Raw genomic sequence first — 24,684 nt, forward strand, 5'->3', positions numbered from 1 at the left:
CGAAGGCTCAGGCCTTCTTGGTCTCCCAGAAGATCTTGTCGATCTGGGCGATGTAGTCCAGCGCCTTCTGGCCCGTCGCCGGGTCGGTGGACGCCTTGGCGGCCGAGAGCGCCTTCAGGGCGTCGTTGACCAGCTGGTGCAGCTCCGGGTACTTCTCGAAGTGCGGGGGCTTGAAGTAGTCGCTCCAGAGCACCGACACGTGGTGCTTCGCGAGCTCGGCGCGCTGCTCCTTGATGACGGTGGCGCGAGCCTGGAAGTGCGGGTCGTCGTTGCCGGCCATCTTTTCCTGGACGGCCTTCACCGACTCCGCCTCGATGCGGGCCTGGGCCGGGTCGTACACGCCGCAGGGCAGGTCGCAGTGGGCGCTGACCTTGACCTTGGGGGCAAACAGGCGGGAAAGCATGGAGCATTCCTTCCTCGTGATCGTCTTCTCAGGTGGGACATTACTCCCTGCGAGACGGGTTTTCGCGAGTGCCCCCATGGGCTTAGGACAAAAGTCCGGGGTCAAACTGAGACTGGTGGATGAACGTACCGGGGAGGTGCCGGGGATGCCGGAGCTGTCGCAGGAGACCGAACACGGAAGCGCGGTCCCGCCCTTGGGGTGGGTCGAGGTGACCGGACCGTCGATGGTGCCCACGCTCTACCACGGGGACCAGCTCCTCGTCCGCTACACGGCCCGGGTCCGGCCCGGCGACATCGTCGTCCTGCGCCATCCCCTGCAGCAGAACCTGCTCGTGGTGAAGCGGGCGGTGGAGCGGCGGCCGGGCGGCTGGTGGGTGCTGGCCGACAATCCCCTGGGCTCCACCACCGACAGCGAGGACTTCGGCGTCGTGCCCGACGAGCTGATCCTGGGCAAGGTCCGCTTCCGCTTCCGCCCGCCCGAGGCCGGTCAGCGCTCGCCGCTCGCGCTGGCCCGCTGGGTGCTGTCGGCGGCCAGGCCGGTCTTCCCGGACCGGTCGGCCTCCAGGCGCTTGCGGGCGCGGTAGGCGGCCACGTTGGCGCGGGTGGCGCAGCGGTCGGAGCAGTAGCGCCGGGAACGGTTCGTGGACGTGTCCAGGTAGGCGTTGCGGCAGGGCGCGGCCTCGCACAGGCCGAGGCGGTCCACGCCGTACTCCGTCAGGTGGAAGGCGAGGCCCATCGCGGCGATCGCCGCGTAGCCGGCCGTCACGTTGGACGGGTGGTCGGCCAGGTGCATGTGCCACAAGGGGCGGCCGTCGTCGTCGCGGTAGTCGTGCCCGGAGATCTGCGGGCTGACCGGGAACTCCAGCAGCAGCGCGTTGAGGAGGTTCACCGCCAGGGTCTCGTCGCCGCCGTCCGCGGCCTCGAAGACCGCGCGCAGGCGGCCCCGGACCGAGCGGAAGCGGGTGACGTCGGACTCGGTGGCCCGCCGGGCCGCCTCCTGGCTGGCGCCGAACAGCTCGCGGACGGCCTCGACCGAGGTCAGCGAGTCCTTGCCCCGGGCCGGGTCCTCGCTGTTGACGAGACGCACGGCGTAATCCGAGTAATAGGCCAGTTCCACTTGTAGTCCTTACGGAGGCGTTCTATGGTCGTGATGCGGTCGGTTGGTAATGGCTGATCGTGCTTCCAGGGTATTACGTGCATGCAGGAAGAGGGGGCTCTCATGACGACCCGTACCGAAACCGACTGGCAGGCCTGGCAGGAGAGCTGGGACCGGCAGCAGGAGTGGTACATGCCCGACCGTGAGGAACGCTTCCGCATCATGCTCGACATGGTCGAGGCCCTCCTCGGACCCCGGCCGCGCGTGCTCGACCTCGCCTGCGGCACGGGAAGTATCACGGCCCGGCTGCTCGCCCGGTTCCCGGAGGCAAGCAGCACCGGCGTCGACCTCGACCCGGCGCTCCTCGCCATCGCCGAGGGCACCTTCGCGGGCGACGACCGGGTCACCTTCGTGACCGCCGACCTCAAGGACCCGGACTGGCCCACGACACTGCCGTACGACTCCTACGACGCCGTCCTGACCGCCACGGCCCTGCACTGGCTGCACAGCGAACCCCTCGCGGCCCTCTACGGTCAGGTCGCCGAACTCGTCCGCGACGGTGGTGTCTTCATGAACGCGGACCACATGATCGACGAGACGACGCCCCGGATCAACGCGGCCGAGCGCGCCCAGCGCCACGCCCGCATGGATCAGGCCAAGGCCGACGGCGCCCTCGACTGGGCCGAGTGGTGGCAGGTCGCCGCGCAGGACCCCGTCCTCGCCGGCCCGACCGCCCGCCGCTTCGAGATCTACGGCGAGCACGCCGACGGCGACATGCCCTCCGCCGCCTGGCACGCGCGCGTGCTGCGCGAGAAGGGCTTCGCGGAGGCCCGCCCGGTGTGGTGCTCGCCGTCGGACACGCTGCTGCTGGCGGTCAAGTGACGGGGTGAGCGGTAGGCGAAAGGGGCGGTACGGGAATCCCGTACCGCCCCTTCCTCGTCGTACGACCGCTACAGAACCTTCGACAGGAACGCCTGCGTCCGCTCGTGCTGCGGGTTGGTCAGGACGTCGCGCGGGTTGCCGGACTCGACGACCACACCGCCGTCCATGAAGACCAGGCTGTCGCCGACCTCGCGGGCGAAGCCCATCTCGTGGGTGACGACGACCATCGTCATACCCGACTCGGCGAGGTCGCGCATGACGTCGAGGACGTCACCGACCAGCTCCGGGTCGAGGGCCGAGGTCGGCTCGTCGAACAGCATCAGCTTCGGGTCCATCGCCAGCGCGCGGGCGATGGCGACGCGCTGCTGCTGGCCGCCGGAGAGCTGCGAGGGGTAGTTCTTCGCCTTGTCGGCGAGACCCACGCGCTCCAGCAGCTCGCCCGCCCGCTCCCGGGCCTGGGACTTGCTCGCGCCCTTGACCTGGACCGGCGCCTCCATGACGTTCTCCAGCGCCGTCATGTGCGGGAACAGGTTGAACCGCTGGAACACCATGCCGATGTCCCGGCGCTGGAGGGCGACCTCGCTGTCCTTGAGCTCGTACAGCTTGTCGCCCTTCTGGCGGTAGCCGACCAGCTGGCCGTCGACGTACAGCCGGCCGGCGTTGATCTTCTCCAGGTGGTTGATGCACCGGAGGAAGGTCGACTTGCCGGAGCCGGAGGGGCCGATGAGGCAGAACACCTCACCCTGCTTGACCTCCAGGTCGATCCCCTTGAGGACTTCCACCGGGCCGAAGGACTTGTGCACGCCCTCGGACTTCACCATGGCGGTCAAGGCGTACCCCTTTCGCGGCTGAAGGCCATCATGTTGACCCTGATCTTCTGCCACGGCGTGGGCGGCAGGTTCCGGGACGAGCCGCGGGCGAAACGCCGCTCCAGATAGAACTGGAAGACGCTGAACACGCTGGTCATGACCAGGTACCAGATGCACGCCACGAACAGCATCTCCATGACGGCGTACGACGTGGAGCCGATCGTCGACGTGGCGCGCAGGAGTTCGTTGTAGGTGACCGCGTACACCAGCGACGACGTCTTGAGCATGTTGATGAACTCGTTGCCGGTCGGCGGCACGATCACCCGCATCGCCTGCGGGATCACGATCCGGCGCAGCGTCTTGGCGTGGCTCATGCCGAGCGCGTGCGAGGCCTCGGTCTGGCCCTCGTCGACGGCCAGCAGACCGGCGCGGCAGATCTCCGCCATGTACGCGGCCTCGTTCAGACCCAGGCCGAGGAGCGCGGCCATGAACGGGGTCATGACGTCGACCATCTCGTCCTTGTAGATCGGACCGAGATTCAGCATGGGGAAGATCAGCGCCAGGTTGAACCAGAGCAGGAGCTGGACGTAGACCGGGGTCCCGCGGAAGAACCAGATGTAGACCCAGGCCACCCAGCTCGTCACCGGGTTCTTGGAGAGCCGCATGACGGCCAGGATCACGCCCAGGACCACGCCCATGACCATCGCGAGGACGCTGATCAGCAGGGTGCGGCCGGCGCCCTTGAGGACCGTGTCGTCGAAGACGTAGTCGCCGACCGCGGACCACTGGATCTTGTCGGCCGTGGCGAAGGCGTTGACCAGCAGGCCGACGAGCGCCAGCACGACGACCGCGCTGACGTAACGGCCCCAGTGGCGGACCGGGACGGCCTTGATCGCCTCAGGGGCGACGGAGGTGGCGGAGGCGGTGGAGGCCTCCTTGGAGACCGGCGGCGTCGCGTCCGCCGGCTCCTTCTCGAACTTGTCAGTCACCGTGACTGCCCTTCAGTGGTGCTGAGGTCCGTCACTTGCCGCCGTTGATCACGGCCTTGTCGATGGCGCCGGACTGGGCGCCCCACTTGTCGAGGATCTTCTTGTACGTGCCGTCCTCGATGATCGCGTTGACGGCCGCCTCCAGCGCGGAGGTGAGCTCCTTGTTGTCCTTGTTCACGGCGATGCCGAACGGACCGGCGTCGACCTGCTCGCCGACGACCTCGAAGGCGTTGCCGCCGTCGGCCTTGCGGGCCAGGTCGACCGCGACCGGGTAGTCGTTGACACCGGCGACGGCGCCGCCCGACTTCACACGGGTCTGGGCCTCGGTGTCGTTCTCGAACGACTCGATGTCGATCGCCTTCTTGCCGTCCTTCTTACAGGTCTTGGACTGAGCCTGAAGGGCGGCCTCGTACGTCGTACCGCGCTGCACGGCGGCGGTCTGGCCGCACAGGTCCTCGATGGACTTGATGCCCTTCGGGTTGCCCTTGGCGACGTAGACGGCCGTGCCGGCCTTGAAGTAGTCCACGAAGTCGACACCGGGGCCGAGCTTCTTGCCCTTGTCGTCCAGGCCCTCCTGGCGCTGCTTGGTGTCCGTCATGGAGGACATGGCCAGGTCGTAGCGGCCCGAGTTCAGCGCGGTGATCAGGCCGTCGAAGGAACCGGAGGTGAAGTTGAACTTCACACCGAGCTTCTCGCCCAGGGCGTTGGCGATGTCGATGTCGACACCGACGATCTTGCCGCCCTCCTGGTACTCCATGGGCGCGTACTCGGCGTTGGTGCCGGCCTTGATGACGCCGGCCTTCTGGATGCCCGCGGGCAGCTTGTCGAAGAGCGGAGCCTTGCTGGAGGACGCGCTCTCCTTGGTGCCGCCGTCGCCGCTGTCGTTCGTCTGGTCACCGCAGCCGGCGAGAAGCAGGGCGCCTGCGACCGCGATCGAGCCGACCGCTGCGAGCCGGGAGCGAGCGGCGGTCGTACGACGGGTGGAGCTTGCGGTCATGGTGGGTTCCTCCGGCGGATGGGTGGAGTTGCCGATGGGGCGGGCTTCTGCCGATGGGGTCGGCAGGGGCCTTGGTTTCCTAGGTCGACGAGAGCACACGCCTTCGAGTGCCGCGACCTCGTGTGATTACGGCATCTTGCCATTCGGACTGCGCCATTCAGGGGCCCAGCCATGTCAAAATCGGATAACGGGTGACCCCCGAACCGCATCAGGGCGGACATCAAGTCCGCACCTCTTGCAGGAATCTCTCCTTCCGGCCGGAGGATCTTCGGCGCATCTCACGATGCGAGCGCCGACCTCCTGGCGTGTGCGACAGCTCGACCTGCTGTCAAGAGGGTGTCGAGGACGTGTCCCCATATTTGTTCATGATTCATGTCACCGATATGTGATGTGCGAGGTCCGTCATGTGACCTTGCACGTATTGGACTCGTCGCAGGTGCCGTCCGTCCGGTAAGAAGGTTCTTTACACCCCTCATCCGGGGCTCAGGGCGCGTGTGCGGCGCGCCCGTCGTGCACGGCCCGTACGCATCACCGACACAGGGCCGTACGCGGTGCCCGCCCACTTCTCAACCAGGAGTGGCCACCCTCAAACCATGAATATCTAAGGGGTAGAACCAGTGGCAGCGGAGATCGTCAATCCTCGCAGCGACAGCGATACGGGCCAGGACGGCGGGGCGGAGCCCCTCGATTCCTTCGACCCCGCGTTCGCGCTGCACCGCGGCGGCAAGATGGCAGTGCAGGCCACCGTGCCGATCCGCGACAAGGACGACCTGTCCCTCGCGTACACACCCGGCGTGGCGAAGGTGTGCAGCGCCATCGCCGAGCAGCCCGAGCTCGTCCACGACTACACGTGGAAGTCGTCCGTCGTCGCCGTCGTGACCGACGGCACGGCGGTCCTCGGACTCGGTGACATCGGGCCCGAGGCCTCCCTTCCGGTCATGGAAGGCAAGGCCATCCTCTTCAAGCAGTTCGGCGGCGTGGACGCGGTGCCGATCGCGCTGGACTGCACGGACGTCGACGAGATCGTCGAGACCGTGGTCCGCCTCGCTCCCTCTTTCGGCGGGGTCAACCTGGAGGACATCTCGGCGCCGCGGTGCTTCGAGATCGAGAAGCGCCTCCAGGAGCGCCTCGACATCCCGATCTTCCACGACGACCAGCACGGCACGGCCGTCGTGACGCTGGCCGCCCTGCGGAACGCGGCGCGGCTGAGCGGCCGGGAGATCGGCCAGCTCCGCGCGGTCATCTCCGGCGCCGGCGCGGCCGGTGTCGCGATCGCCAAGATGCTCGTCGAGGCGGGCATCGGGGACGTCGCCCTCGCCGACCGCAAGGGCGTCATCTCGACGGACCGCGCGGACCTCACGGACGTCAAGCGCGAGGTGGCCTCCTTCACCAACAAGGCGGGCCTGACCGGCTCCCTGGAGGACGCCCTCGCCGGCGCCGACGTGTTCATCGGCGTCTCCGGCGGCACGGTCGCGGAGGAGGCGGTGGCGTCCATGGCAGAGGGCGCGTTCGTCTTCGCCATGGCCAACCCGAACCCCGAGGTGCACCCGGACGTCGCCCACAAGTACGCGGCGGTTGTGGCCACGGGTCGCTCCGACTTCCCGAACCAGATCAACAACGTCCTCGCGTTCCCCGGCATCTTCGCCGGTGCGCTCCAGGTGCGGGCCTCCCGCATCACCGAGGGCATGAAGATCGCGGCGGCGGAGGCGCTGGCGTCGGTGGTCGGCGACGACCTCGCCGCCGACTACGTCATCCCGTCCCCGTTCGACGAGCGGGTCGCTCCGGCGGTCACGGCGGCGGTCGCCGCGGCGGCTCGCGCGGAGGGTGTGGCTCGCCGCTGAGGTGAGTGAGCGTGGGGTGGTCCCGTCCGGCTGTGTGCCGGGCGGGGCCGCTTTTTTACCCGGGGCCGGGGCCGTTCGGGTGATGGTCGGGGGCTGTGGCAAGAGGGTGTGTGTCACAGCGCCCTCCGGTTCCCCCCAGCCGTCCGGGAACCTATCGTCAAGGTCATGTTCGCTGCCTACGCCGCCCGCATCGACCGTGACCAGCCGCTCTCCGGACTCGAGTTGGGGGAGCGGCCGGCTCCCGAGGCCCGCTCCGGCTGGAGCGTGATCAAGGTCAAGGCCGCCTCCCTCAACCACCACGACCTCTGGTCCCTCAAGGGCGTCGGCATCACCGAAGACCTGCTGCCGATGATCCTCGGCTGTGACGCCGCCGGTGTCGACGAGGACGGCAACGAGGTCGTCCTGCACTCGGTGATCGGCCAGAGCGGCCACGGCGTCGGCCCCAAGGAGCCCCGCTCCATCCTGACCGAGCGCTACCAGGGCACCTTCGCCGAGCAGGTCGCCGTGCCGACCTGGAACGTGCTGCCCAAGCCCAAGGAGCTCTCCTTCGCGGAGGCGGCCTGTCTGCCCACGGCGTGGCTGACGGCATACCGCATGCTCTTCACCAACGCCGGTGTGCGGCCCGGCGATTCGGTCCTCGTCCAGGGCGCCGGCGGCGGGGTCGCCACGGCCGCGATCGTACTCGGTAAGGCCGCGGGGCTGCGCGTCTTCGCCACCAGCCGGGACGAGGCCAAGCGCAAGCGGGCGATCGAGCTGGGGGCCGTGGAGGCGGTGGAGTCCGGCGCGCGGCTGCCGCAGCGCGTGGACGCCGTCATCGAGACGGTCGGCGCGGCCACCTGGTCGCACTCGGTGAAGTCGCTGAAGCCGGGCGGCACGCTCGTCATCTCCGGTGCGACGAGCGGCGACCGGCCCTCGCATGCCGAGCTGACCCGGATCTTCTTCCTGGAGCTCAAGGTCGTGGGCTCGACGATGGGTACCAAGGACGAGCTGGAGGACCTGCTGTCCTTCTGCGCCGCCACCGGGGTCCGCCCGGTCATCGACGAGGAGCTCCCGCTGGACCGGGCCCGCGAGGGCTTCGAACGGCTGGCGTCGGGGGAGCAGTTCGGAAAGATCGTGCTGACGAACTCCTGAGCCGCGGTCGAGGGGCGGGTCCGTAGGCCGGGCCCGCCCTTTTCCATGCCCAGGTTGTCAACTTTGGTTGACGTCATGAGGGATGTCAACGTAAGTTGACACCATGACCGAAGCAACGGATCTCGCCGAACGGGCGGGCGACCGCGACCCCCGGGTCGGCCTGCGGGCCGTCGCCGCGCTGCGCCGGCTCCTTGAACAGCTGGAGTCGGTGCAGGTGCGCAGCGCGCGCAACCAGGGCTGGTCGTGGCAGGAGATCGCCGCGGAGCTCGGTGTGACCAGGCAGGCCGTGCACAAGAAGTACGGGAGGCATTGATGTTCGAGCGGTTCACGAAGGACGCCCGGGCCGTGGTGACGGGGGCGATCGAGCACGCGGAACAGCACGGGTCGGAGACCGTCGACGCCGAGCACCTGCTCCTCGCGCTGCTCGACCGGGAGGGCAGCCGGGCGTCGTTCGCGCTCGCCTCGGTCGGGGGTGCGGGGTGGCTGGAGTCGGTACGGGAGGCGCTGGGCGAGGCCCGTCGGCGCGGCGGGCTGTCCCAGGCCGACACCGACGCGCTGGCCGGACTCGGGATCGACGTGTCGGAGATCGTCGCCCGGGTCGAGGAGGCGCACGGCGTCGGCGCGATGTCCGGCGACCGCACGGGGGCGGGGCGGTGGTCCGGGTGGTCGGGACGCCGCCCGTTCAGCCGGAGCGCGAAGGACGTGCTCGTACGGGCGCTGCGCGTCGCCGTCGGCCACAAGGACCGCCACGTCGGCGACGAACACCTCCTGCTCGCCCTGACCACCGGCCCCGGAGTCCCCGCCGAGGTCCTCGCGGCGCACGGGATCACGTACGGGGCGCTGACCCGGGTGCTCTACGGAGGGGGAGAGGCGAAGGCGGGCTGAGGGAGCGCGGGGCCTTCGGACCGCCCGCGCCTGGAGGTGCCGTCGCCGGCCCCCCGGGAGGCGATACCGGCGGTCCCCGGGGAGGCGCTGTCGGCGGTCCCCGGGGAGGCGGTGTCGGCGGTCCCCGGGGAGGCGGTGTCGGCGGGCCCCGGGGAGGCGATACCGGCGGGCCCCGGGGAGGCGATGCCGACCGGGCTCAGTCCCTCCGGGTCCTCAGCAACGCCCCGATGTGAGCCGCCGCCGTCGACAAGTGGCGGCGGGCGTCCCGGAGTTGGTCCTGGGTGACGCCGTGGTCGCGGGCCGCGTCGCGGATGTCGTCGCGGAAACGGTCGAGGAGGCGGTCCAGGTCGCGGGCCGGGTCGCCGGTGCCCGTGTCGTGCGCCCAGGCCGGTTCGTAGTCCGCGGGGAAGTCCTCCGGGGTCTGGGAGTACTCGGGCGCCGACGCCGACTTCGCCGACTTCCGTCCCTGCCCGGCGTCACCGCCCCGCCCGAACCCGAAGTCCTTCCCGAACTCCTTGCCGAAGTCCTTCCCGAACTCGCCGAACTCCTTGGCCAGTTCGGTCAGCCCCTCACGCACCCCCGTCGGCCAGTCGCCCCGCGCGAAGTGGTCCTGCACCTGCTCCTGGACCCGCCGGGCGATCCGCTGCACCTCCTCCTGCGCCTGCTCCCGCGCCCGCTCCTGCGCCTCCTTGGCCTGCCGCCGGGCCCGCTGGGCCTCCTCACGGGCCCGCCTGCTCTCGTCCTTCGCGCGCCGGGCCTGCTCCTTCCACTCCTGCTTGACGCGGCGCATCTCCTCCTTGGCCGCGCGCCACGACTCCTTGTCCGCGTACTCCGCGAAGTCCCCGAGCGTGCCGTCCTGGCCTCGGCCGTCGGCGCCACCGCGGCGGGCCTCGGAGGCCGCAGCGCGCATCTCGCGCCGCAGATCACCCGCCGCGCCCCGCACATCGGCCCGGATCTCGGCGGCGAGCTCCGCGACCGACTCCCGGATCTCCAGCTCCAGGTCGGCGAGCTCACCGCTGCGGTCGGCCAGCTCGGCGCGGCCCGCGTCCGTGATGGCGTACACCTTGCGGCCGCCCTCGGTGGTGTGGGTGACCAGGCCCTCGGCCTCCAGCTTGGCCAGCCGGGGGTAGACGGTGCCGGCCGAGGGCGCGTAGAGCCCCTGGAAGCGCTCCTCCAGCAGCCGTATCACCTCGTAGCCGTGCCGCGGGGCCTCGTCGAGCAGCTTCAGCAGGTAGAGGCGCAGGCGGCCGTGGGCGAAGACGGGAGGCATGTCAGAGCACCTTCTTGTCGGTCGTGCCGTCGGCCGGGGTGGCATCGGGGGCTTCAGGGGCTTCAGGGGCGTCCGGGGCGTCCGCGGCGCCATCCGGGCCGGAAACGGAATTGTCCCCCGAGTCGCTCTTCGGCCGGTCCACCGGGTCGGGGGCGTCCGCCGGGTCGGCGTCCACCACGAGGTGCTCCCCACCGGGACCGGCGTGATCGTCCGTCCGGTCCTCCGTCACGCGCTCCACCCGGTGCTCCGCCTGCGCGTCGGCGGTGCCGCCGTCCTCCCAATCGCCGTCCTGCTCCTCGTCCTCCCGGGGCGGCCGGTGCAACAGGGCGATCGAGCCGGAGACGGTGGTAGCGCGCAGCTTGCCCGTGCCGGCGCCGAGGCGGCCGGTGACCTTGTGGGCACCCCACTGGCCGTGCACCCGGAGGCCGTCGAAGGCGTTGGAGATGGTGCCGCTGGCCGTGTTGGCCTCCACCTCGGCGTCGGCCGGCTGGGGCAGCCGGATCGCGATCTCGCCGGAGACGCTGGTCAGCCGGACGTCGGTGGGGCCGTTCGGATCGAGGTCCACGATCATCGAGCCGCTGACCGAGTCGGCCTTGACGGAGGAACCCGAGCCCTCGACGACGGTGAGGTCGCCGGAGACGGAGTTGAAGCGGAGATCGCCGGTGACGGCCTGGGCCTCCAGGTTCCCGGAGACGGTGTCGGCGCGGACCGGGCCGGAGAGCCCGACCAGGGTGGTGTCGCCGGTGACGCCCTTCACCGACGAGGCCCCGCGGATGCCCGAGACGACGGCCCCGGCGCCCACCACGCCCACCTCCACGCGCGTGTCGGCCGGCACGGCCAGGGAGACGACGGCACTGCGCCGCCAGCCCTTGCGGTCGAGCCACTTCAGGAAGCCCTTCCAGGGCAGGTCGTCGTAGGCGACGGTGAGGGTGCCGCCCTCCTGGTTCACGACCAGGGGCGGGCCCTCCAGCTCGGAGACCTCCAGGCGGGCGGAACCTTCGTCCGTGCCCACGACGTTCACCGTTCCGTTGACGATGCGCACATGCAGCTCGCGCACCGGCTCGTCGAACGACAGCTTCCCGGGCTCCGAGACGGACCACTCGGACATGGCACTGACCTCCCCGTGACAAAGACACACGACCCACGACACGGCACACGCGACACACACGGCATCACACCGCACACGCCATATCGCGTCTTCCGTCATTCACGATATATCGCGGTCACGGAAAGTCAAGACACCCGTTCTGGCGACCCTCGGCGCCCCAAAAATGCTCAAGTCACCCATATCGCCCTAGCGTGTGACCATGCCGACGGAACCCTCCGCTCCCGCCCATGCCTCCGGCGCCCTGCTCCTCTGCCGCGCGGAGCCCGAGGCCGTCGCCCCCGCGGCCCAGCTGCTCCGCGAGCGCACGCTGCTCACGCGCGCGGGCCGGGACTGGAGCGTCCTCGTCCCCGAGGGCACGCCCTGGCGTGATGCCGGCGAGCCCGTCGACCGTGTCCTGACGGGCTGGGCCACCGCCCTCGCCGTCGGCGCTCCCTGGCCCGTCCTCGCCCTGTGGTGGGACGCCGAACGCAGCGGCTACACCCTCGCCTCCGGCTTCCGCCGCCCCGTCGGCTACGTCTGGCTCGCGAACGGCACCCCGGCCGGCGAGGACGAGGCGATGCGCACCTTCGCCGCCCGGCTCGGCCTCGACCCGGTCCTGGACGTGCAGTCCCTGGACCAGCTGCCCGAACCGGACTCCGCCGCCGACGCCCGCGCCCGCCTGACCGGCCTGCTCGCGGTCCTCACCCGCGCGGGCCTCGCGCTCCCCGCCGGCCTCACCCCCGGCGAACCCGCGGACCGCCTCCGCGAGGCCGCCCGGGCCCGGCCGGACATCCGTCCCGTCGAGTGGGAGGGCCGGCAGGAGGCGGTCCGCGCCGAACTCGAGGTCGTGGCGGGCCGCCGCCTGGCCCCCTGGCTCCCCTGGTCCGGCGACCCCAGGGCCCGCGCCCTGGCCCTCGCCCAGGTCGCCACCGGCCTCCCGCTCACCGCCTTCGGCCTACGACGCCGCAGCGGCGGCTGGACCACGGCGGGGGCGCTGCTGCTCGCGCACGGGGTGCTGGGCCTGACGTACGACCTGACGCACCCCCGCGACTGAGCCCCCGCACCCAACGAAAAGCGGGGCACCCCCCCCAGGGGGTACCCCGCTCCTCGCGAAAGCCCTACGGCCCACGCGAAAGCCCACGGCCTGCGTGACAGCCCTACGACTTACTCGTCGTCCTCGTCGTCGTCCAACCGGGCCAGCCAGGTCGCCAGCCGCTCCACCGGCACCTCGAAGTCAGGATTGAGATCGACGAACGTCCGCAGCTGCTCGGCGAGCCACTCGAAGCTGACCTCCTCCTCGCCGCGCCGCTTCTCCAGTTCCTCGATGCCACGGTCCGTGAAGTACATGCCGTCAAGGATAAGTGCGCGAAAACGGCCGGGCCGCACCCCTCGGGAAGAGGAGCGCGGCCCGGTCGAGCACAGCGGGTGTTACGCCTCGAACACCTCACGCACCAGCTGCTCCTGCTCGGCCTGGTGCCGCTTCGCGGAACCGACTGCCGGGGACGAGGAGTGCGGGCGGGAGATGCGGCGCAGGCGCTCCCCGTGGGGGACGTCCGCGCCGACCGCCAGGTCGAGGTGGTCGATCAGGTTGAGCGCGATGAACGGCCAGGCACCCTGGTTCGCCGGCTCCTCCTGGGCCCACAGGTACTTCTCGGCGTTCGGGTACTTGGCGATCTCGGCCTGGAGCTCGGCACCCGGCAGCGGGTACAGGCGCTCGATCCGGATGATCGCGGTGTCCGTGATGCCGCGCTTGACCCGCTCGGCCTCCAGGTCGTAGTACAGCTTGCCCGCCACGAAGACGACCTTGCGGACCGCGGCCGGGTCCACCGACGCGTCGCCGATGACGGGGCGGAACTGACCCGACGTGAACTCCTCCGTCTTCGACGCGGCGGCCTTCAGGCGCAGCATCGACTTCGGGGTGAAGACCACCAGCGGCTTGTGGTGCGGGTTGTGCACCTGCCACCGCAGGAGGTGGAAGTAGTTCGACGGCAGGGTCGGCATCGCGACCGTCATGTTGTTCTGGGCGCAGAGCTGGAGGAAGCGCTCGACACGGGCCGAGGAGTGGTCCGGGCCCTGGCCCTCGTAGCCGTGCGGGAGGAGGAGGGTGACGCCGGAGGTCTGGCCCCACTTCTGCTCCGCGGCCGAGATGTACTCGTCGACCACCGTCTGCGCGCCGTTGACGAAGTCGCCGAACTGCGCCTCCCACATCACGAGCGCGTCGGGGCGGGCCAGCGAGTAGCCGTACTCGAAGCCCATGACCGCGTACTCGGAGAGCAGGGAGTTGTAGACGTTGTAGCGGGCCTGGTCCTCGGCGAGGTACTGGAGCGGGGTGTACTCCTCGCCCGTCTCGCGGTTGATGAGGACCGCGTGGCGCTGGCCGAAGGTGCCGCGCTGGGAGTCCTGGCCCGAAAGGCGGACCGGGGTGCCCTCCAGCAGCAGCGAGCCGACGGCGAGGGTCTCGCCCATGCCCCAGTCGATCGTCCCGTCCTCGACCATGGCCGCCCGGCGCTGCAGCTGCGGCAGCAGACGCGGGTGGACGTGGAAGGAGTCGGGGATGTTGACCTGGGACTCGGCGATCCGCTTCACGACCTCCGTGGAGATCGCGGTGTTCACGGCGACCGGGAACTCCGCCTGCGGGTCCGACACCGGGCCGGTGGCGGGCTGCGAGACGGCCTCGCGGACCTCGGTGAAGACCTTCTCCAGCTGGCCCTGGTAGTCCTGCAGCGCCTGCTCGGCCTCTTCCAGGGTGATGTCGCCGCGACCGATGAGGGACTCGGTGTAGAGCTTGCGCACCGAGCGCTTCTTGTCGATCAGGTCGTACATCAGCGGCTGCGTGAACGCCGGGTTGTCCGACTCGTTGTGACCGCGGCGGCGGTAGCAGATGAGGTCGATCACGACGTCCTTGTTGAACGCCTGGCGGAACTCGAAGGCCAGACGGGCAACCCGGACGACCGCCTCGGGGTCGTCGCCGTTCACGTGGAAGATCGGCGCCTCGATCATGCGGGCCACGTCCGTGGCGTACATCGAGGAGCGCGACGACTCGGGAGCCGCCGTGAAGCCGACCTGGTTGTTGATGACGATGTGGACGGTGCCGCCGGTGCGGTAACCCCGCAGCTGCGACATGTTCAGCGTCTCGGCCACCACGCCCTGGCCCGCGAAGGCCGCGTCACCGTGCAGGGCGACCGGCAGGACGGTGAAGTCCGTACCGCCCTTGTTGATGATGTCCTGCTTGGCGCGGGCGATGCCCTCGATGACCGGGTCGACCGTCTCCAGGTGGGACGGGTTGGCGGCCAGCGAGACCGTGATCTGCTCGCCGTCCAGGCCCGTGAAGGTGCCCTGGGCGCCCAGGTGGTACTTCACGTCGCCGGAGCCGTGCATCGACTTCGGGTCGAGGTTGCCCTCGAACTCGCGGAAGATCTGGGCGTACGACTTGCCGACGATGTTGGCGAGCACGTTCAGCCGGCCGCGGTGGGCCATGCCGATGACGACCTCGTCCAGGCGGGACTCGGCCGCGCTGTCGATGACCGCGTCAAGGAGCGGGATGACGGACTCGCCGCCCTCCAGGGAGAACCGCTTCTGGCCGACGTACTTCGTCTGCAGGAAGGTCTCGAAGGCCTCCGCCGCGTTCAGCCGGCGCAGGATGCGCAGCTGCTCCTCGCGCTCGGGCTTGGAGTGCGGGCGCTCGACGCGGTCCTGGATCCACTTGCGCTGCTTGGGGTCCTGGATGTGCATGAACTCGATGCCGGTGGTGCGGCAGTACGAGTCGCGCAGCACGCCGAGGATGTCGCGCAGCTTCATCATCGACTTGCCGGCGAAGCCGCCGACGGCGAACTCGCGCTCCAGGTCCCACAGGGTGAGGCCGTGCTCGGTGATGTCCAGGTCGGGGTGCTTGCGCTGGCGGTACTCCAGCGGGTCGGTGTCGGCCATGACATGGCCGCGGACCCGGTAGGAGTGGATCAGCTCGAAGACGCGGGCGGCCTTGGTGACGTCGTCGTCGTGCGAGGCGTCGATGTCCCGGAGCCAGCGGACCGGCTCGTAGGGGATGCGCAGCGCCTCGAAGATGTCGTCGTAGAAGCCGTTCTCGCCGAGCAGCAGGTTCGCGACGATCCGCAGGAACTCGCCGGAGGCGGCGCCCTGGATGACCCGGTGGTCGTAGGTCGACGTGAGCGTCATGACCTTCGAGATGCCGAGCTTGTTCAGGGTGTCCTGGGAGGTGCCCTGGAACTCCGCGGGGTAGTCCATGGAGCCGACGCCCATGATGACCGACTGGCCGGGCATGAGGCGCGGGACCGAGTGGACGGTGCCGAGACCGCCCGGGTTGGTCAGGGAGACCGTGACACCCGAGAAGTCGTCCATCGTCAGCTTGCCCTCACGGGCGCGGCGGACGATGTCCTCGTAGGCCTGCCAGAACTCGAAGAAGTTCAGCGTCTCGGCCTTCTTGATGCCCGCGACGACCAGCTGGCGGTCGCCGTTGGGCTTCACCAGGTCGATGGCGAGGCCGAAGTTGACGTGCTCCGGCTTGACCAGGGTCGGCTTGCCGTCCTTCTCCGTGAAGGAGTAGTTCATCGACGGCATGGCCTTGATGGCCTGCACCATCGCGTACCCGATGAGGTGGGTGAAGGAGATCTTCCCGCCCCGGGCGCGCTTCAGGTGGTTGTTGATCACGATGCGGTTGTCGAAGAGCAGCTTCACCGGGACCGCGCGCACGGACGTGGCCGTGGGCACCTCGATCGAGGCGTTCATGTTCTTCGCGACCGCGGCGGCGGGGCCGCGCAGCGTGACCAGCTCGGGGCCCTCCGCGGAGGCGGCGGCGGGCTCGGCCTTCGGCTTGGCCGCGGCGGGCTTCGCCGGAGCGGCGGCCGGAGCCGGGGCAGCGGCCGCCGGGGCAGCGGCGGCCGGAGCCGGCGCCGGGGCGGCCTTGGCGGGCGCCGGGGCGGCGGCAGCGGGCTGCGCGGCCGCGGGAGCCGGCGCGGGCACCGAGGGCGCCGCGGGGGCGGCAGGAGCCGCCGGAGCCGGGGCGGCGGGGGCCGGAGCAGCAGCCGCAGCCGGGGCGGCGGCCGCGCCCGGCTTGTAGTCGGCGAAGAAGTCCCACCAGGCTCGGTCTACCGAATTCGGGTCCTGGAGGTACTGCTGATAGATCTCGTCGACGAGCCACTCGTTCGGTCCGAACGCGGCCGCGGGGTTCTTGCCCGCTTGGTCTGCGTCGGTCGAGATGCTCGAGTTACTGGGGGACTGTGGCGACACGGCGGCAACCGCCCTCTTCCGCTTCACAAGGTGATGGACAGCGGGAATAAAGGCTACGCCTCCAAGACCCAGAAGGTCAGGCCGGGCCCGTTCATCGTCGTGTAAGTCACATCGAAAACCGTGTTTCGCCGCTGGAAATGGCGGGAAACAAGCGTGGTTCCGGTTCTCACGACGTCACTTGGGAAGGGGTGAGCACGGCCCCTGGACGCCGAAGGCGCGGGCCTGTGGCCGATCACACGTGTCCGTCAGCGCGGACTCCCGTGGATCTTGAAGCTCCGCTTCAAACTTTACGTCAACTTGGCAGAGAACGGAGTCCCGGGAGAGTGACAAGAATCCTGCAGCCCCGCTCGGATTCGGCCACTCCGATCCGGCCGCCGTGCAGATCCACCGCCCAGCGGGCGATCGCCAGTCCCAGGCCGGTGCCGCCGTCGCTGCCCGGACCGTGCGGCCGGGTGATGTTGCCGCGGTTGAACCGCTCGAAGACGCGGTGCCACTCCGAGCGCGGAATGCCGGGGCCCTCGTCGAGGACCTCCAGCTCGAGGGACTCGGGCAGCGAGCCCCGCCGCGCCTTCACCGTGACCCGGCCGTGCGGCGGGCTGTGCTTGACGGCGTTGTCGATGAGGTTCGCCACCACCTGGTGGATCCGCTCCGGGTCCGCGTGCGCGGTGAGCTCCGGCGGGGTCACGTCCAGGTGCAGATGCACGTCCGTGCGCGTGTGGCTGCCGGACCCGGTACTGATGCCCGCGCGCGCCGAGGCCACCATGTTGGCCTCCTTCAGCACGCCCGACAGATACGGCCACACCTCGAAACGGCGCTTCTTCAGCGGTACGACGCCGTTGTCGAGGCGGGAGAGGTCCAGCAGCGTCTCGACGAGGCGGCCGAGGCGTTCGGTCTGTTTGAGCGCCGTGCGCATCGTCTCGGGGTCGGCGGGCGAGACCCCGTCCACGATGTTCTCCAGCACCGCCCTGAGGCCCGCGATGGGCGTGCGGAGCTCATGGCTGACGTTCGCCACGAGTTCCTTGCGCTGCTGTTCCTGGGCCTCCAGGTCGTCGGCCATGCGGTTGATGGTCTCGGCGAGGTCGCCCAGCTCGTCCCGGCGGTTCTCACGGACCCGGCGGGTGTAGTCGCCGTGCGAGATGGACCGGGCGACCGCGTTCATCTCGTCCAGCGGGGCCGTGAGCGAGTGCGCCACGAACTGGGTGATCAGCAGGGTGGCGATCATCGAGAAGACCGTGATGAAACGGATCTCCGTCTTCGTCTGCACCGCGATCATCGACAGGCCCGTGGTGATCAGGACCGAGGCGACGACCAGCGCCCCCAGCTTGGTCTTGATCGAGAACGGGCGCACGCTGCCCCAGGACTCACCGGGAGCACCCTTGGCATCCCCGGGCCCCCGGGGGCCTCTCCGTCCGGCCGGACCCTCGCTCATGGCGTCGGCGTCTCCAGGGCGTACCCCACGCCGTGCACCGTGCGGATCCGCTCGGCGCCGATCTTCCGCCGCAGCGCCTTGATGTGGCTGTCGACCGTGCGGGTGCCGGAGGCGTCCGCCCAGTCCCACACCTCGGCCAGCAGCTGCTCCCGGGAGAGCACCGCGCGCGGGGTGTTCGCCAGGCACACCAGCAGGTCGAACTCGGTCGGCGTGAGGTGGACGTCCTCACTGCGCACCCGCACCCGGCGCTGCGCGTGGTCGATCTCCAGCTCGCCCAGGCGCAGGATGCCCGAGCGGGGCGTGGCGGCGGCCAGCGCCGCCCGCTCCACGCGCCGCAGCAGGACGTGCACCCGGGCCGCCAGCTCCCGCATGGAGAACGGCTTGGTCATGTAGTCGTCGGCGCCGACGCCGAGCCCGACCAGCATGTCGGTCTCGTCGTCCCGCGCGGTCAGCATCAGCACCGGCACCGGGCGGGCGGCCTGCACCCGGCGGCAGACCTCCAGGCCGTCGAAGCCGGGCAGCATGATGTCGAGGATCAGCAGATCGGGCTGCCAGGCCTCGGCCGTGTCGACCGCCGCAGGACCGTCGCCCGCGGTCTGCACGAGGAATCCCTCGGCGCGCAGCCGGGTCGCGATGGCCTCCACGATCGTCGGGTCGTCCTCGACCACCAGCACCCGGCGCTGTGCGCCCGGGGTGGCCGTAGCCGTGCCGTTGTGGGAGGTGTGTGTCTGCTCCATCGCCCGCCCCAAAAGTTGCTTTCCGGAATCAGTGGGGTGATTCCGCTCTCTGGCTTGCCTGCGCATGCTTGCGATTGACGCTTGAATGATCTGCGTCAGGTGAGCAGGGTACGGGGAGTCACCGCGCCAGGGCTATCCAGGTCGGACGCCGAGATGCACGACGTCCGGAACGCCCCGGGCAACCGGGATCTCTTCGGTACGCACCTGTTGGAACCCGGCATTCCATAGGGAACTTTCAAATTCCGGCGAGGGCTGCGCCGACCACACCGCCAGTACGCCGCCCGGCGTCAACGCCCTTGCGCAGCTGGCCAGTCCGGCCGGTGCGTACAGCCCGTCGTTGCCCTCGGTGACGGTCCAGCCGGGTCCGTTGTCGATGTCCAGGCACAGCGCGTCGTACGTGTCCGATGTCTCATGGACGTAAGTGACTAGATCCGTTTCCAGAATCTTTGCGCGTGCATCCGCCAGGGCCCGCGCGGAGAGTGCGGACAGCGGGCCGTCGCGGTGCCAGTCGACGATGGCCGGTTCCCGCTCCACGACCGTGATCCGGCCCCAGCGCGGATTCTCGGCCGCGTGCGCGAGCGAGAAGCCGACACCGAGCCCGCCGATCAGCACGCTCGGCGCGGGCCGGTCGTCCAGCGCGGCGAGCGCGGCGTCGACCAGCAGCCGCTCCGAGCGGCCGTCGGAGGTGTCCATCAGGAAACAGCCGTTGGCGATGATCTGCAGCAACTGACCGTGCCGGCGCAGCACGACCTCGCCGTGCGGGCCCTCGCGACGGTCCAGGACTTCAGGGGTGTCGTACGAGATGGGCATCGGGTCATTTTCGCAGTTCGGCGGTCTCTGTACAGGCAATTGAGGTGGCGGGGGCGCATCCGCCGCCTCTGGGGCGGTGGTTGAGAACTGTCTGTGAATCCGGGGCAGCGTGGCGCCGGTCACAGACAGCCGGTGGGTCGGGCGCGAATCGTGGGGTGAAACGGAAGGAGTGCCTCGCGGTGGAACGGACTGAGACGGCCGGTCTTCCGGATGCCGCCGAGCTGCTCGACGGCATCCCGAGTCAGCGGGCGGCGGCAGCGGCACCGGCACCTGGATCGACAGCGGCGCCCGTCGCTCGACCGGCTCCGGTGCGCCCCCGCCCCTGGCGCATCCTCCCCACCCCCACCGGGACCCCCTTCACCTTCGGGTACGCCGCCGTCCTCGCCGTCACCTCACTCGTCACCGAGTACGCCGACCCCGGCCTCGTGCACCGCCTGCTCCAGGCCTCCAGCACCGATGTGGACCACCTCGTGCGGACGCCGGCACTCGTGCTGCCGGCCAGCGCGCTGTGGATCGCGGGCGGGCTGCTCTCGCCGTACGCCGTCGGCTTCCTGCTCGTCCTGACCGCGCTGGAGCGGCGGATCGGCGGTGCGCGGACGGCGGTCGTCTTTCTGCTGGGGCACGTCCTGGCGACACTGGCGACCGAGGTGCCGGTGGGGCTCGCGGTGCTGGCCGGGCACCTGCCGGACAGCTCGCTGCACCGCCTCGACTACGGCATCAGCTTCGGCGTCGCCGCGAGCTTCGGGGCGCTGGCGGGGCTGCTCCGGCCGTGGCTGCGGTGGCCGCTGCTGGCGGGGTTCGGGTGGATGCTGGTCCAGGACCTGGTGGCGTTCAGCGATCCGCTGAGCGACTGGGGGCACCTGTTCTCGCTGGTGATCGGGGTGGCCTGCTGGCCGATGGTCAGGCGCTGGGCGGGAGTTGGTCCAGGAGCTCGGTGACGATGCCCTGCGGGGTGTGCCGGGCGAGGTTGCGGTACTGGGTGCGCTGGAGGAAGTCGGACAGGTCCAGCTTCTCCAGGCAGACGGGCACGAGGCGTACGTCCCCTTCGATGGAGTGCCGGTACAACTCCCGGGCCTCCAGCATGCAGTACTTGCTCTCCATGTACTCCTTCGACAGCAGCAGCACCCCGACCGCGGACTTGGCCAGGTTCCCCATCAGGTCGTCGAGCCAGTCCTCACCGACCCCGATGGCGCCGTGCCGGCGGAAGTCGAAGACGTTCTGGAAGCGCTCGTTCAGCAGCTGCGAGAACGTGGCGGCGTGGTCGTGGTTGGCGGAGGCGTAGCTGAGGAAGACGCGTTCGTTGCGCTTGGCGGCGGAGCGGAAGTAGTCCAGGGCCTGCGCGGTGCTGCCGATGAACCGGGGCTGTTCGTCGATGACGCGCAGGTGGGGTTCGACGGCCGCGACGAGGCTGTCGGGATCGTCCCAGCGCACGATCGCCTTGCGGTGGCCGGTCGGGCTCCCGCCGTAGAGCGTCTCCTCCGGCGTCCCGGGGGCCCGGGGCGAGACGATCGGCATCGTCGGGACGAACTGGCCGTGGGTGAAGGCGGCCACGAGATGACCCCGTACGGTGTCCAGGTCGACGATCACCCAGTCGCAGGCCCGTAACCGGGTGATCAGGTCGAGGTCGAGACGGGGCGGCCAGGGCAGGACGACGGGCTCCCAGGAGTGCTCCTCCAGGGCCTCGGTCAGGGCGGGCGTGGCGGACCTGTTCTCGGGCGACACGACCAGACCGACCCGGCGCTGGTGGTGGGACCGCCGCCGCTGGGCCGACGCCGACACATGTGCCTCGGCGAGGAAGCCCCGGTAGACCGACTCGACCTTCCCGGGCAGCGCGGAGTGGGTCGCCGCCTCGGTCTCCTGGGCGTCGTACGGCACGAGACGCACGCTCTCCGGAGCCCGTAACACGGGCAGCAGCCGCTGGTCGTGGAAGACCACGGCCGGCTTGCGGGCCCGCACCGCCATCCCCAGTTCCAGCCGGAAGTAGCGGGCCATGTGCCGCAGCCGGGGCAGCAGATGCACTTCGCGGGGGTCGCCCGGCAGCGGATGGATGCCGACGAACCCGTCCGCGTCCCGGATCATGCGCTCCAGGCGGACGGGGCTGGTGAAGGAGACCGCCTCGTCGACGCGGAACGAGACGTCCTCGGCGGAGCTGAGCAGCTCCCAGAAGTACAGGTTCTCGGCGGGGGAGTGGTAGCGGTGGCTGAGGAAGACGTTGAGCCGGGCCGGCGACTCCATCAGGCGCCTCCGGGCCCCTGCGGCGGCGTCGCCCCGCCCGGCACCCCCGTCGGCAGCCCCGGGAGCACCGGCGGCGCGGGCGGTTCCGTCTGCTTCAGGCGGTTGTACACCGCGTCGAACGTGAAGCCCGAGACATAGCCGACGGCCAGCACGAAGAACAGCAGGCGGCGGACGCCCTCGCCGGCCAGGATGTCGGGGGACGCGGCCAGTTGGGCGGAGACGAAGAGCAGGAAGGCGATCCCGCCCGCCGACATGCCGAGGACCGCCGTCCGCGCCCAGTGGGTCTCGCGGTCGAAGACGGTCCGGGTGATCGCCCCCGAGGTGCCGGTGGCCAGCGCGCCCACGATGAGCGCGGTGAGGTTGACCGCGGTGCTCGACTCGACGGCGTACGTCAGCGGAATGGTCGCGAAGCCGAGCAGGAGCAGCAGCATGCCGGTGACCGCGCCGAGCCCGGCCCGCAGGGTGGCGCCCCGCCGGGACCTGGCCTCCTCGCGCTGCTTCTCCTCGCGCCGCTCCCGCTGCGTGCCCAGCAGCCGCACCAGCCGCCGGGCGCTGCCCGGACCCCACTGCGCGCCCATGGCGGACACCTCGTCCGCCGTGGCGTGATGGGTGGACCGGTTCATGGTCTCCCAGACCTTGCGGGCGGATCCGCCGAAGGAGGCCAGCGGATACAGCGGTATCCCGAACGCGAGGCAGATCATCCCCGTGACCAGCGTCGAGCGGCCGCCGCCGACCAGGACGACCCCGTCGACGTCGCGCAGCGACCGGTAGAAGCTGACCTCCCAGTCGTTGCCCGGCTCGTAGCGCAGGTCGAAGACCTCGGGCCGCTTGTCACGCAGCGGGAAGTCGATGTCGCCGTCCTCGTAGGGCGGCCGGACCTGGACGGAGCCGTCCGGCAGGTCCTCCCGGGTCAGGAAGCCGGCGACGACCCGGCTCTCGACGAACTGCGCCTCGCTGGAGTACACGATGATCCGGCACCCCTCGGCCGCGAGCTCCGCGCCGATCTCCTCGCAGGCCCTCAGCGCGGCGTCCGCGTCCGTCAGCGGCGGGTCCAGCCGCCGCCCCGGATCGGCGCTCCCCATCACAGCGATCAACGGCCCCATGAGCCATCCCCCCTTCACGCCGGCTCAGAATACGGCGTGCAGGAAGTTCTCTTCCGTCAGTTCCCGCCCCGCAAACGGGCGTTGGCCAGGGCCGTCGCCAACGCGTTGTCGGTCGGCCGGGGTTCAGGTCCGGGCACGGTCACTCCGGCGTCCACACGTACGGCGTGGTCGTCGTCACCGCCGTGAAACCCAGGCGGCGCAGGATGGGCGCGCTGTCGTCGGAGGCGTCGACGTGCAGGTACGTGACACCCCGGGCGGCGGCGAGGGCGGCGCGGGTGGCGACGAGCGCGCGGTAGATGCCCAGGCCCCGCCACGCGGCGAGCGTGGAGCCGCCCCACAGGCTCGCGAACCCGGTGCCCGACCGGAAGGCCAGCCAGGCGGCGGAGACGACCTCACCGTCCGCCTCGGCGACGTAGACCGCGATCTCGTCGGGGGCGGCGGCCACCCGGCCGATGAGGTCGTCCGCGAGCCACCCCCGGTCCTGGCCCCACACGGCCGACTCCATGGCGGCGATCCGCCGCATGTCCGCGTCGGCGGTGACGCGCCGCAAGGTCACACCGGCCGGCAGCACCGGCTCCCGTACGGCCATGTCCGCGGCCCGGCCGATCAGCACCGTCTCCCGGTCCTCCGGTACGAATCCCGCCGCGCGGAGTCGTGCGGTGAGGTCGGCGGGGGTGTCGTGGCCCCGGGTCTTCCACTCCACCGCCTCACCCCGCCCGGCGAAGAAGTCCCGCTGCCGGGCGATCAACCCGTCCAGCTCCTCGCCCTCCAGGCCGAGTTCGCTCGGTCCGCTCACAAACCCGCGGAACTGCCCGACGATCCGCAGCAGCGGCCCGTCCTTCTCGTACGTCACCCCGGCCGGCGGAGTGGGCGGCGCACCGCGCATCTGGTCGTCGTAGGCGGCGAGGAAGGTCTGTGTATCGGTCACGGGGTGAACGTACGGGGTCTCGGGGAGAGGGCAACTTCTTTTCCCTGCCCCTGGGTTCAGCGGCCGGTGTACCCCGGGTTCAGCGGCCGGCGTACCCCGGGGTTCAGCGGCCGTTGTACCCAGCCGCCCGGTTCAGTCCCGGTTCACCTCGTCCCCGGTTTCGGCCCCGGTGTACTTCGCACTCGTCAGCGGCGCAGACACCGTCCAGCCCAGCGACTCGTACAACGCCCGCCCCTCCGGCGTCCCCGCCAGCACGCACCGTTCCGCCCCCTGTTCCCGTGCCGCCCGTTGGAGCGTGCGCATGACGAGGGTGCCCAGACCGCGGCGCCGGTGGGCGGGGGACGTGGCGATCTGGTCGGCGACCGCGGTGGCGCCGGTCGGGGCGAGCTGGCCGCGGGCCGCCCAGGAGCCGTCGGGGGCGGCGATCATCGTGCGGACGACCCCGCCGCGGGACCAGGTGCGCTGCCGGTAGCCGTCCGGAACCCGCAGGACCGCCGCGTCGCGCACCAGCGGGAGGGTCATCAGGTAACCGGGCTCCGGATCGATCCACCAGCCCCCGCCCAGCCAGTCGCCGACCACGGCCGGGTCCCGGAACACCTTGAGCCACACCCCGGCACCGGTCACCGCCTCGGCGACCTTCCGTACGGCCGCCTCGTCCACACCGTCGCCGACCGCGCCGAAGACATGCCGGGTGACGTGCCCGTCCATGCCCATGTCGATCGTGCAGCCCCAGGGTTCCGGCGTCGGCGGAGCGGCCCCGCGCGAGACGACCCACCCGTCCACCCAAGCCCGCACGGTCTCGTCCACGG

At 70.6% G+C, this 24,684-nt stretch carries 24 protein-coding genes; 8 read left to right on the forward strand and 16 right to left on the reverse strand.

Annotation, left to right across the window (positions count from 1 at the left end):
• Positions 1 to 7: 7 nt before the first annotated feature.
• Entirely contained in the window at positions 8 to 403 is a 396-nt protein-coding gene (gene sodN / locus ACFUO4_RS23065; protein ID WP_023546844.1) for a superoxide dismutase, Ni, read from the reverse strand.
• A gap of 145 nt (positions 404 to 548) precedes the next feature.
• Between sodN and sodX the strand changes: the two genes are divergently transcribed.
• Complete coding sequence (gene sodX / locus ACFUO4_RS23070; RefSeq protein ID WP_383487928.1) at positions 549 to 986, forward strand: nickel-type superoxide dismutase maturation protease; 438 nt, start codon at positions 549 to 551, stop codon at positions 984 to 986.
• Here the strand turns inward: sodX and ACFUO4_RS23075 are convergent.
• On the reverse strand, positions 890 to 1,519 hold the full coding sequence (locus ACFUO4_RS23075; RefSeq protein ID WP_383487584.1) for a CGNR zinc finger domain-containing protein: 630 nt from the start codon (positions 1,517 to 1,519) through the stop codon (positions 890 to 892). The two genes, sodX and ACFUO4_RS23075, sit on opposite strands and share 97 nt — an antisense overlap.
• A 102-nt stretch (positions 1,520 to 1,621) precedes the next feature.
• On the opposite strand from ACFUO4_RS23075, the gene ACFUO4_RS23080 reads away from it, so the two are divergent.
• On the forward strand, positions 1,622 to 2,380 hold the full coding sequence (locus tag ACFUO4_RS23080; RefSeq protein ID WP_383487587.1) for a class I SAM-dependent methyltransferase: 759 nt from the start codon (positions 1,622 to 1,624) through the stop codon (positions 2,378 to 2,380).
• Positions 2,381 to 2,448: 68 nt separating this feature from the next.
• On the opposite strand, the gene ACFUO4_RS23085 is transcribed toward ACFUO4_RS23080, so the two are convergent.
• From ACFUO4_RS23085 to ACFUO4_RS23095, 3 genes are read right to left on the reverse strand one after another with little or no spacing between them, the layout of a single operon-like run.
• On the reverse strand, positions 2,449 to 3,210 hold the full coding sequence (locus ACFUO4_RS23085; RefSeq protein ID WP_383487590.1) for an amino acid ABC transporter ATP-binding protein: 762 nt from the start codon (positions 3,208 to 3,210) through the stop codon (positions 2,449 to 2,451).
• Positions 3,207 to 4,178 carry an amino acid ABC transporter permease gene (locus ACFUO4_RS23090; RefSeq protein WP_383487593.1) on the reverse strand — a complete coding sequence of 324 codons (972 nt, stop codon included), beginning with the start codon at positions 4,176 to 4,178 and terminating at the stop codon, positions 3,207 to 3,209. Before ACFUO4_RS23090 ends, ACFUO4_RS23085 begins: the two co-directional genes overlap by 4 nt.
• 31 nt (positions 4,179 to 4,209) lie before the next feature.
• Positions 4,210 to 5,175 carry an ABC transporter substrate-binding protein gene (locus ACFUO4_RS23095; protein ID WP_383487596.1) on the reverse strand — a complete coding sequence of 322 codons (966 nt, stop codon included), beginning with the start codon at positions 5,173 to 5,175 and terminating at the stop codon, positions 4,210 to 4,212.
• A gap of 617 nt (positions 5,176 to 5,792) precedes the next feature.
• Between ACFUO4_RS23095 and ACFUO4_RS23100 the strand changes: the two genes are divergently transcribed.
• From ACFUO4_RS23100 to ACFUO4_RS23115, 4 genes are all read left to right on the forward strand, one after another.
• Positions 5,793 to 7,016: an NADP-dependent malic enzyme gene (locus ACFUO4_RS23100; RefSeq protein WP_079311959.1), complete on the forward strand. Its 1,224-nt coding sequence runs from the start codon at positions 5,793 to 5,795 to the stop codon at positions 7,014 to 7,016.
• 165 nt (positions 7,017 to 7,181) lie between these two features.
• Positions 7,182 to 8,147, forward strand: a complete 966-nt coding sequence (locus ACFUO4_RS23105) for a zinc-binding dehydrogenase (RefSeq protein ID WP_383487599.1) — start codon at positions 7,182 to 7,184, stop codon at positions 8,145 to 8,147.
• 103 nt (positions 8,148 to 8,250) lie between these two features.
• Entirely contained in the window at positions 8,251 to 8,460 is a 210-nt protein-coding gene (locus ACFUO4_RS23110; protein WP_059192380.1) for an HTH domain-containing protein, read from the forward strand.
• The gene (locus ACFUO4_RS23115) at positions 8,460 to 9,032 is read left to right on the forward strand and encodes a Clp protease N-terminal domain-containing protein (RefSeq protein WP_383487602.1); all 573 of its coding nucleotides are present in this window, start codon (positions 8,460 to 8,462) and stop codon (positions 9,030 to 9,032) included. Before ACFUO4_RS23110 ends, ACFUO4_RS23115 begins: the two co-directional genes overlap by 1 nt.
• A 196-nt stretch (positions 9,033 to 9,228) precedes the next feature.
• Here ACFUO4_RS23115 and ACFUO4_RS23120 read toward each other — a convergent pair whose 3' ends face one another.
• Together ACFUO4_RS23120 and ACFUO4_RS23125 are read right to left on the reverse strand one after the other, a co-directional pair.
• A complete protein-coding gene (locus ACFUO4_RS23120; RefSeq protein WP_383487605.1) occupies positions 9,229 to 10,302 on the reverse strand; it encodes a helix-turn-helix transcriptional regulator in 1,074 nt (357 codons plus the stop codon).
• Between the two features lies 1 nt (position 10,303).
• Positions 10,304 to 11,410, reverse strand: a complete 1,107-nt coding sequence (locus ACFUO4_RS23125) for a DUF4097 domain-containing protein (protein ID WP_383487608.1) — start codon at positions 11,408 to 11,410, stop codon at positions 10,304 to 10,306.
• 199 nt (positions 11,411 to 11,609) lie between these two features.
• Here ACFUO4_RS23125 and ACFUO4_RS23130 point away from each other — a divergent pair, with 199 nt between their 5' ends.
• A complete protein-coding gene (locus tag ACFUO4_RS23130; protein ID WP_383487610.1) occupies positions 11,610 to 12,443 on the forward strand; it encodes a hypothetical protein in 834 nt (277 codons plus the stop codon).
• 110 nt (positions 12,444 to 12,553) lie between these two features.
• On the opposite strand, the gene ACFUO4_RS23135 is transcribed toward ACFUO4_RS23130, so the two are convergent.
• From ACFUO4_RS23135 to ACFUO4_RS23155, 5 genes are all read right to left on the reverse strand, one after another.
• Positions 12,554 to 12,736: a DUF6104 family protein gene (locus tag ACFUO4_RS23135; protein WP_097268932.1), complete on the reverse strand. Its 183-nt coding sequence runs from the start codon at positions 12,734 to 12,736 to the stop codon at positions 12,554 to 12,556.
• A gap of 81 nt (positions 12,737 to 12,817) precedes the next feature.
• Positions 12,818 to 16,633: a multifunctional oxoglutarate decarboxylase/oxoglutarate dehydrogenase thiamine pyrophosphate-binding subunit/dihydrolipoyllysine-residue succinyltransferase subunit gene (locus ACFUO4_RS23140; RefSeq protein WP_383487613.1), complete on the reverse strand. Its 3,816-nt coding sequence runs from the start codon at positions 16,631 to 16,633 to the stop codon at positions 12,818 to 12,820.
• A gap of 292 nt (positions 16,634 to 16,925) precedes the next feature.
• Positions 16,926 to 18,062, reverse strand: coding sequence for an ATP-binding protein (locus tag ACFUO4_RS23145; protein ID WP_383487616.1), 1,137 nt, complete (start codon positions 18,060 to 18,062; stop codon positions 16,926 to 16,928).
• Complete coding sequence (locus ACFUO4_RS23150; RefSeq protein ID WP_046261291.1) at positions 18,059 to 18,799, reverse strand: response regulator transcription factor; 741 nt, start codon at positions 18,797 to 18,799, stop codon at positions 18,059 to 18,061. The genes ACFUO4_RS23145 and ACFUO4_RS23150 overlap by 4 nt, the downstream gene beginning before the upstream one ends.
• Positions 18,800 to 18,931: 132 nt before the next feature.
• Positions 18,932 to 19,609 (reverse strand): spermidine synthase, encoded by a 678-nt coding sequence (locus ACFUO4_RS23155; protein ID WP_383487620.1) that lies wholly within the window; start codon positions 19,607 to 19,609, stop codon positions 18,932 to 18,934.
• Positions 19,610 to 19,788: 179 nt separating this feature from the next.
• Here ACFUO4_RS23155 and ACFUO4_RS23160 point away from each other — a divergent pair, with 179 nt between their 5' ends.
• Positions 19,789 to 20,547, forward strand: coding sequence for a rhomboid-like protein (locus ACFUO4_RS23160; RefSeq protein WP_128112334.1), 759 nt, complete (start codon positions 19,789 to 19,791; stop codon positions 20,545 to 20,547).
• On the opposite strand, the gene ACFUO4_RS23165 is transcribed toward ACFUO4_RS23160, so the two are convergent.
• The 4 genes from ACFUO4_RS23165 to ACFUO4_RS23180 all read right to left on the reverse strand — a co-directional run bounded on the left by ACFUO4_RS23165 (position 20,510) and on the right by ACFUO4_RS23180 (position 24,682).
• Positions 20,510 to 21,844 carry a toll/interleukin-1 receptor domain-containing protein gene (locus ACFUO4_RS23165; protein ID WP_383487623.1) on the reverse strand — a complete coding sequence of 445 codons (1,335 nt, stop codon included), beginning with the start codon at positions 21,842 to 21,844 and terminating at the stop codon, positions 20,510 to 20,512. The genes ACFUO4_RS23160 and ACFUO4_RS23165 overlap by 38 nt on opposite strands.
• The gene (locus ACFUO4_RS23170) at positions 21,844 to 22,947 is read right to left on the reverse strand and encodes a hypothetical protein (RefSeq protein WP_128112332.1); all 1,104 of its coding nucleotides are present in this window, start codon (positions 22,945 to 22,947) and stop codon (positions 21,844 to 21,846) included. The genes ACFUO4_RS23165 and ACFUO4_RS23170 overlap by 1 nt, the downstream gene beginning before the upstream one ends.
• 139 nt (positions 22,948 to 23,086) lie before the next feature.
• Positions 23,087 to 23,833 carry a GNAT family N-acetyltransferase gene (locus tag ACFUO4_RS23175; RefSeq protein ID WP_383487931.1) on the reverse strand — a complete coding sequence of 249 codons (747 nt, stop codon included), beginning with the start codon at positions 23,831 to 23,833 and terminating at the stop codon, positions 23,087 to 23,089.
• A gap of 174 nt (positions 23,834 to 24,007) precedes the next feature.
• On the reverse strand, positions 24,008 to 24,682 hold the full coding sequence (locus ACFUO4_RS23180) for a GNAT family N-acetyltransferase (protein WP_383487626.1): 675 nt from the start codon (positions 24,680 to 24,682) through the stop codon (positions 24,008 to 24,010).
• Positions 24,683 to 24,684 lie beyond the last annotated feature (2 nt).

This window comes from Streptomyces sp. NPDC057280 (genome assembly GCF_042668605.1).
GTDB lineage: Bacteria > Actinomycetota > Actinomycetes > Streptomycetales > Streptomycetaceae > Streptomyces.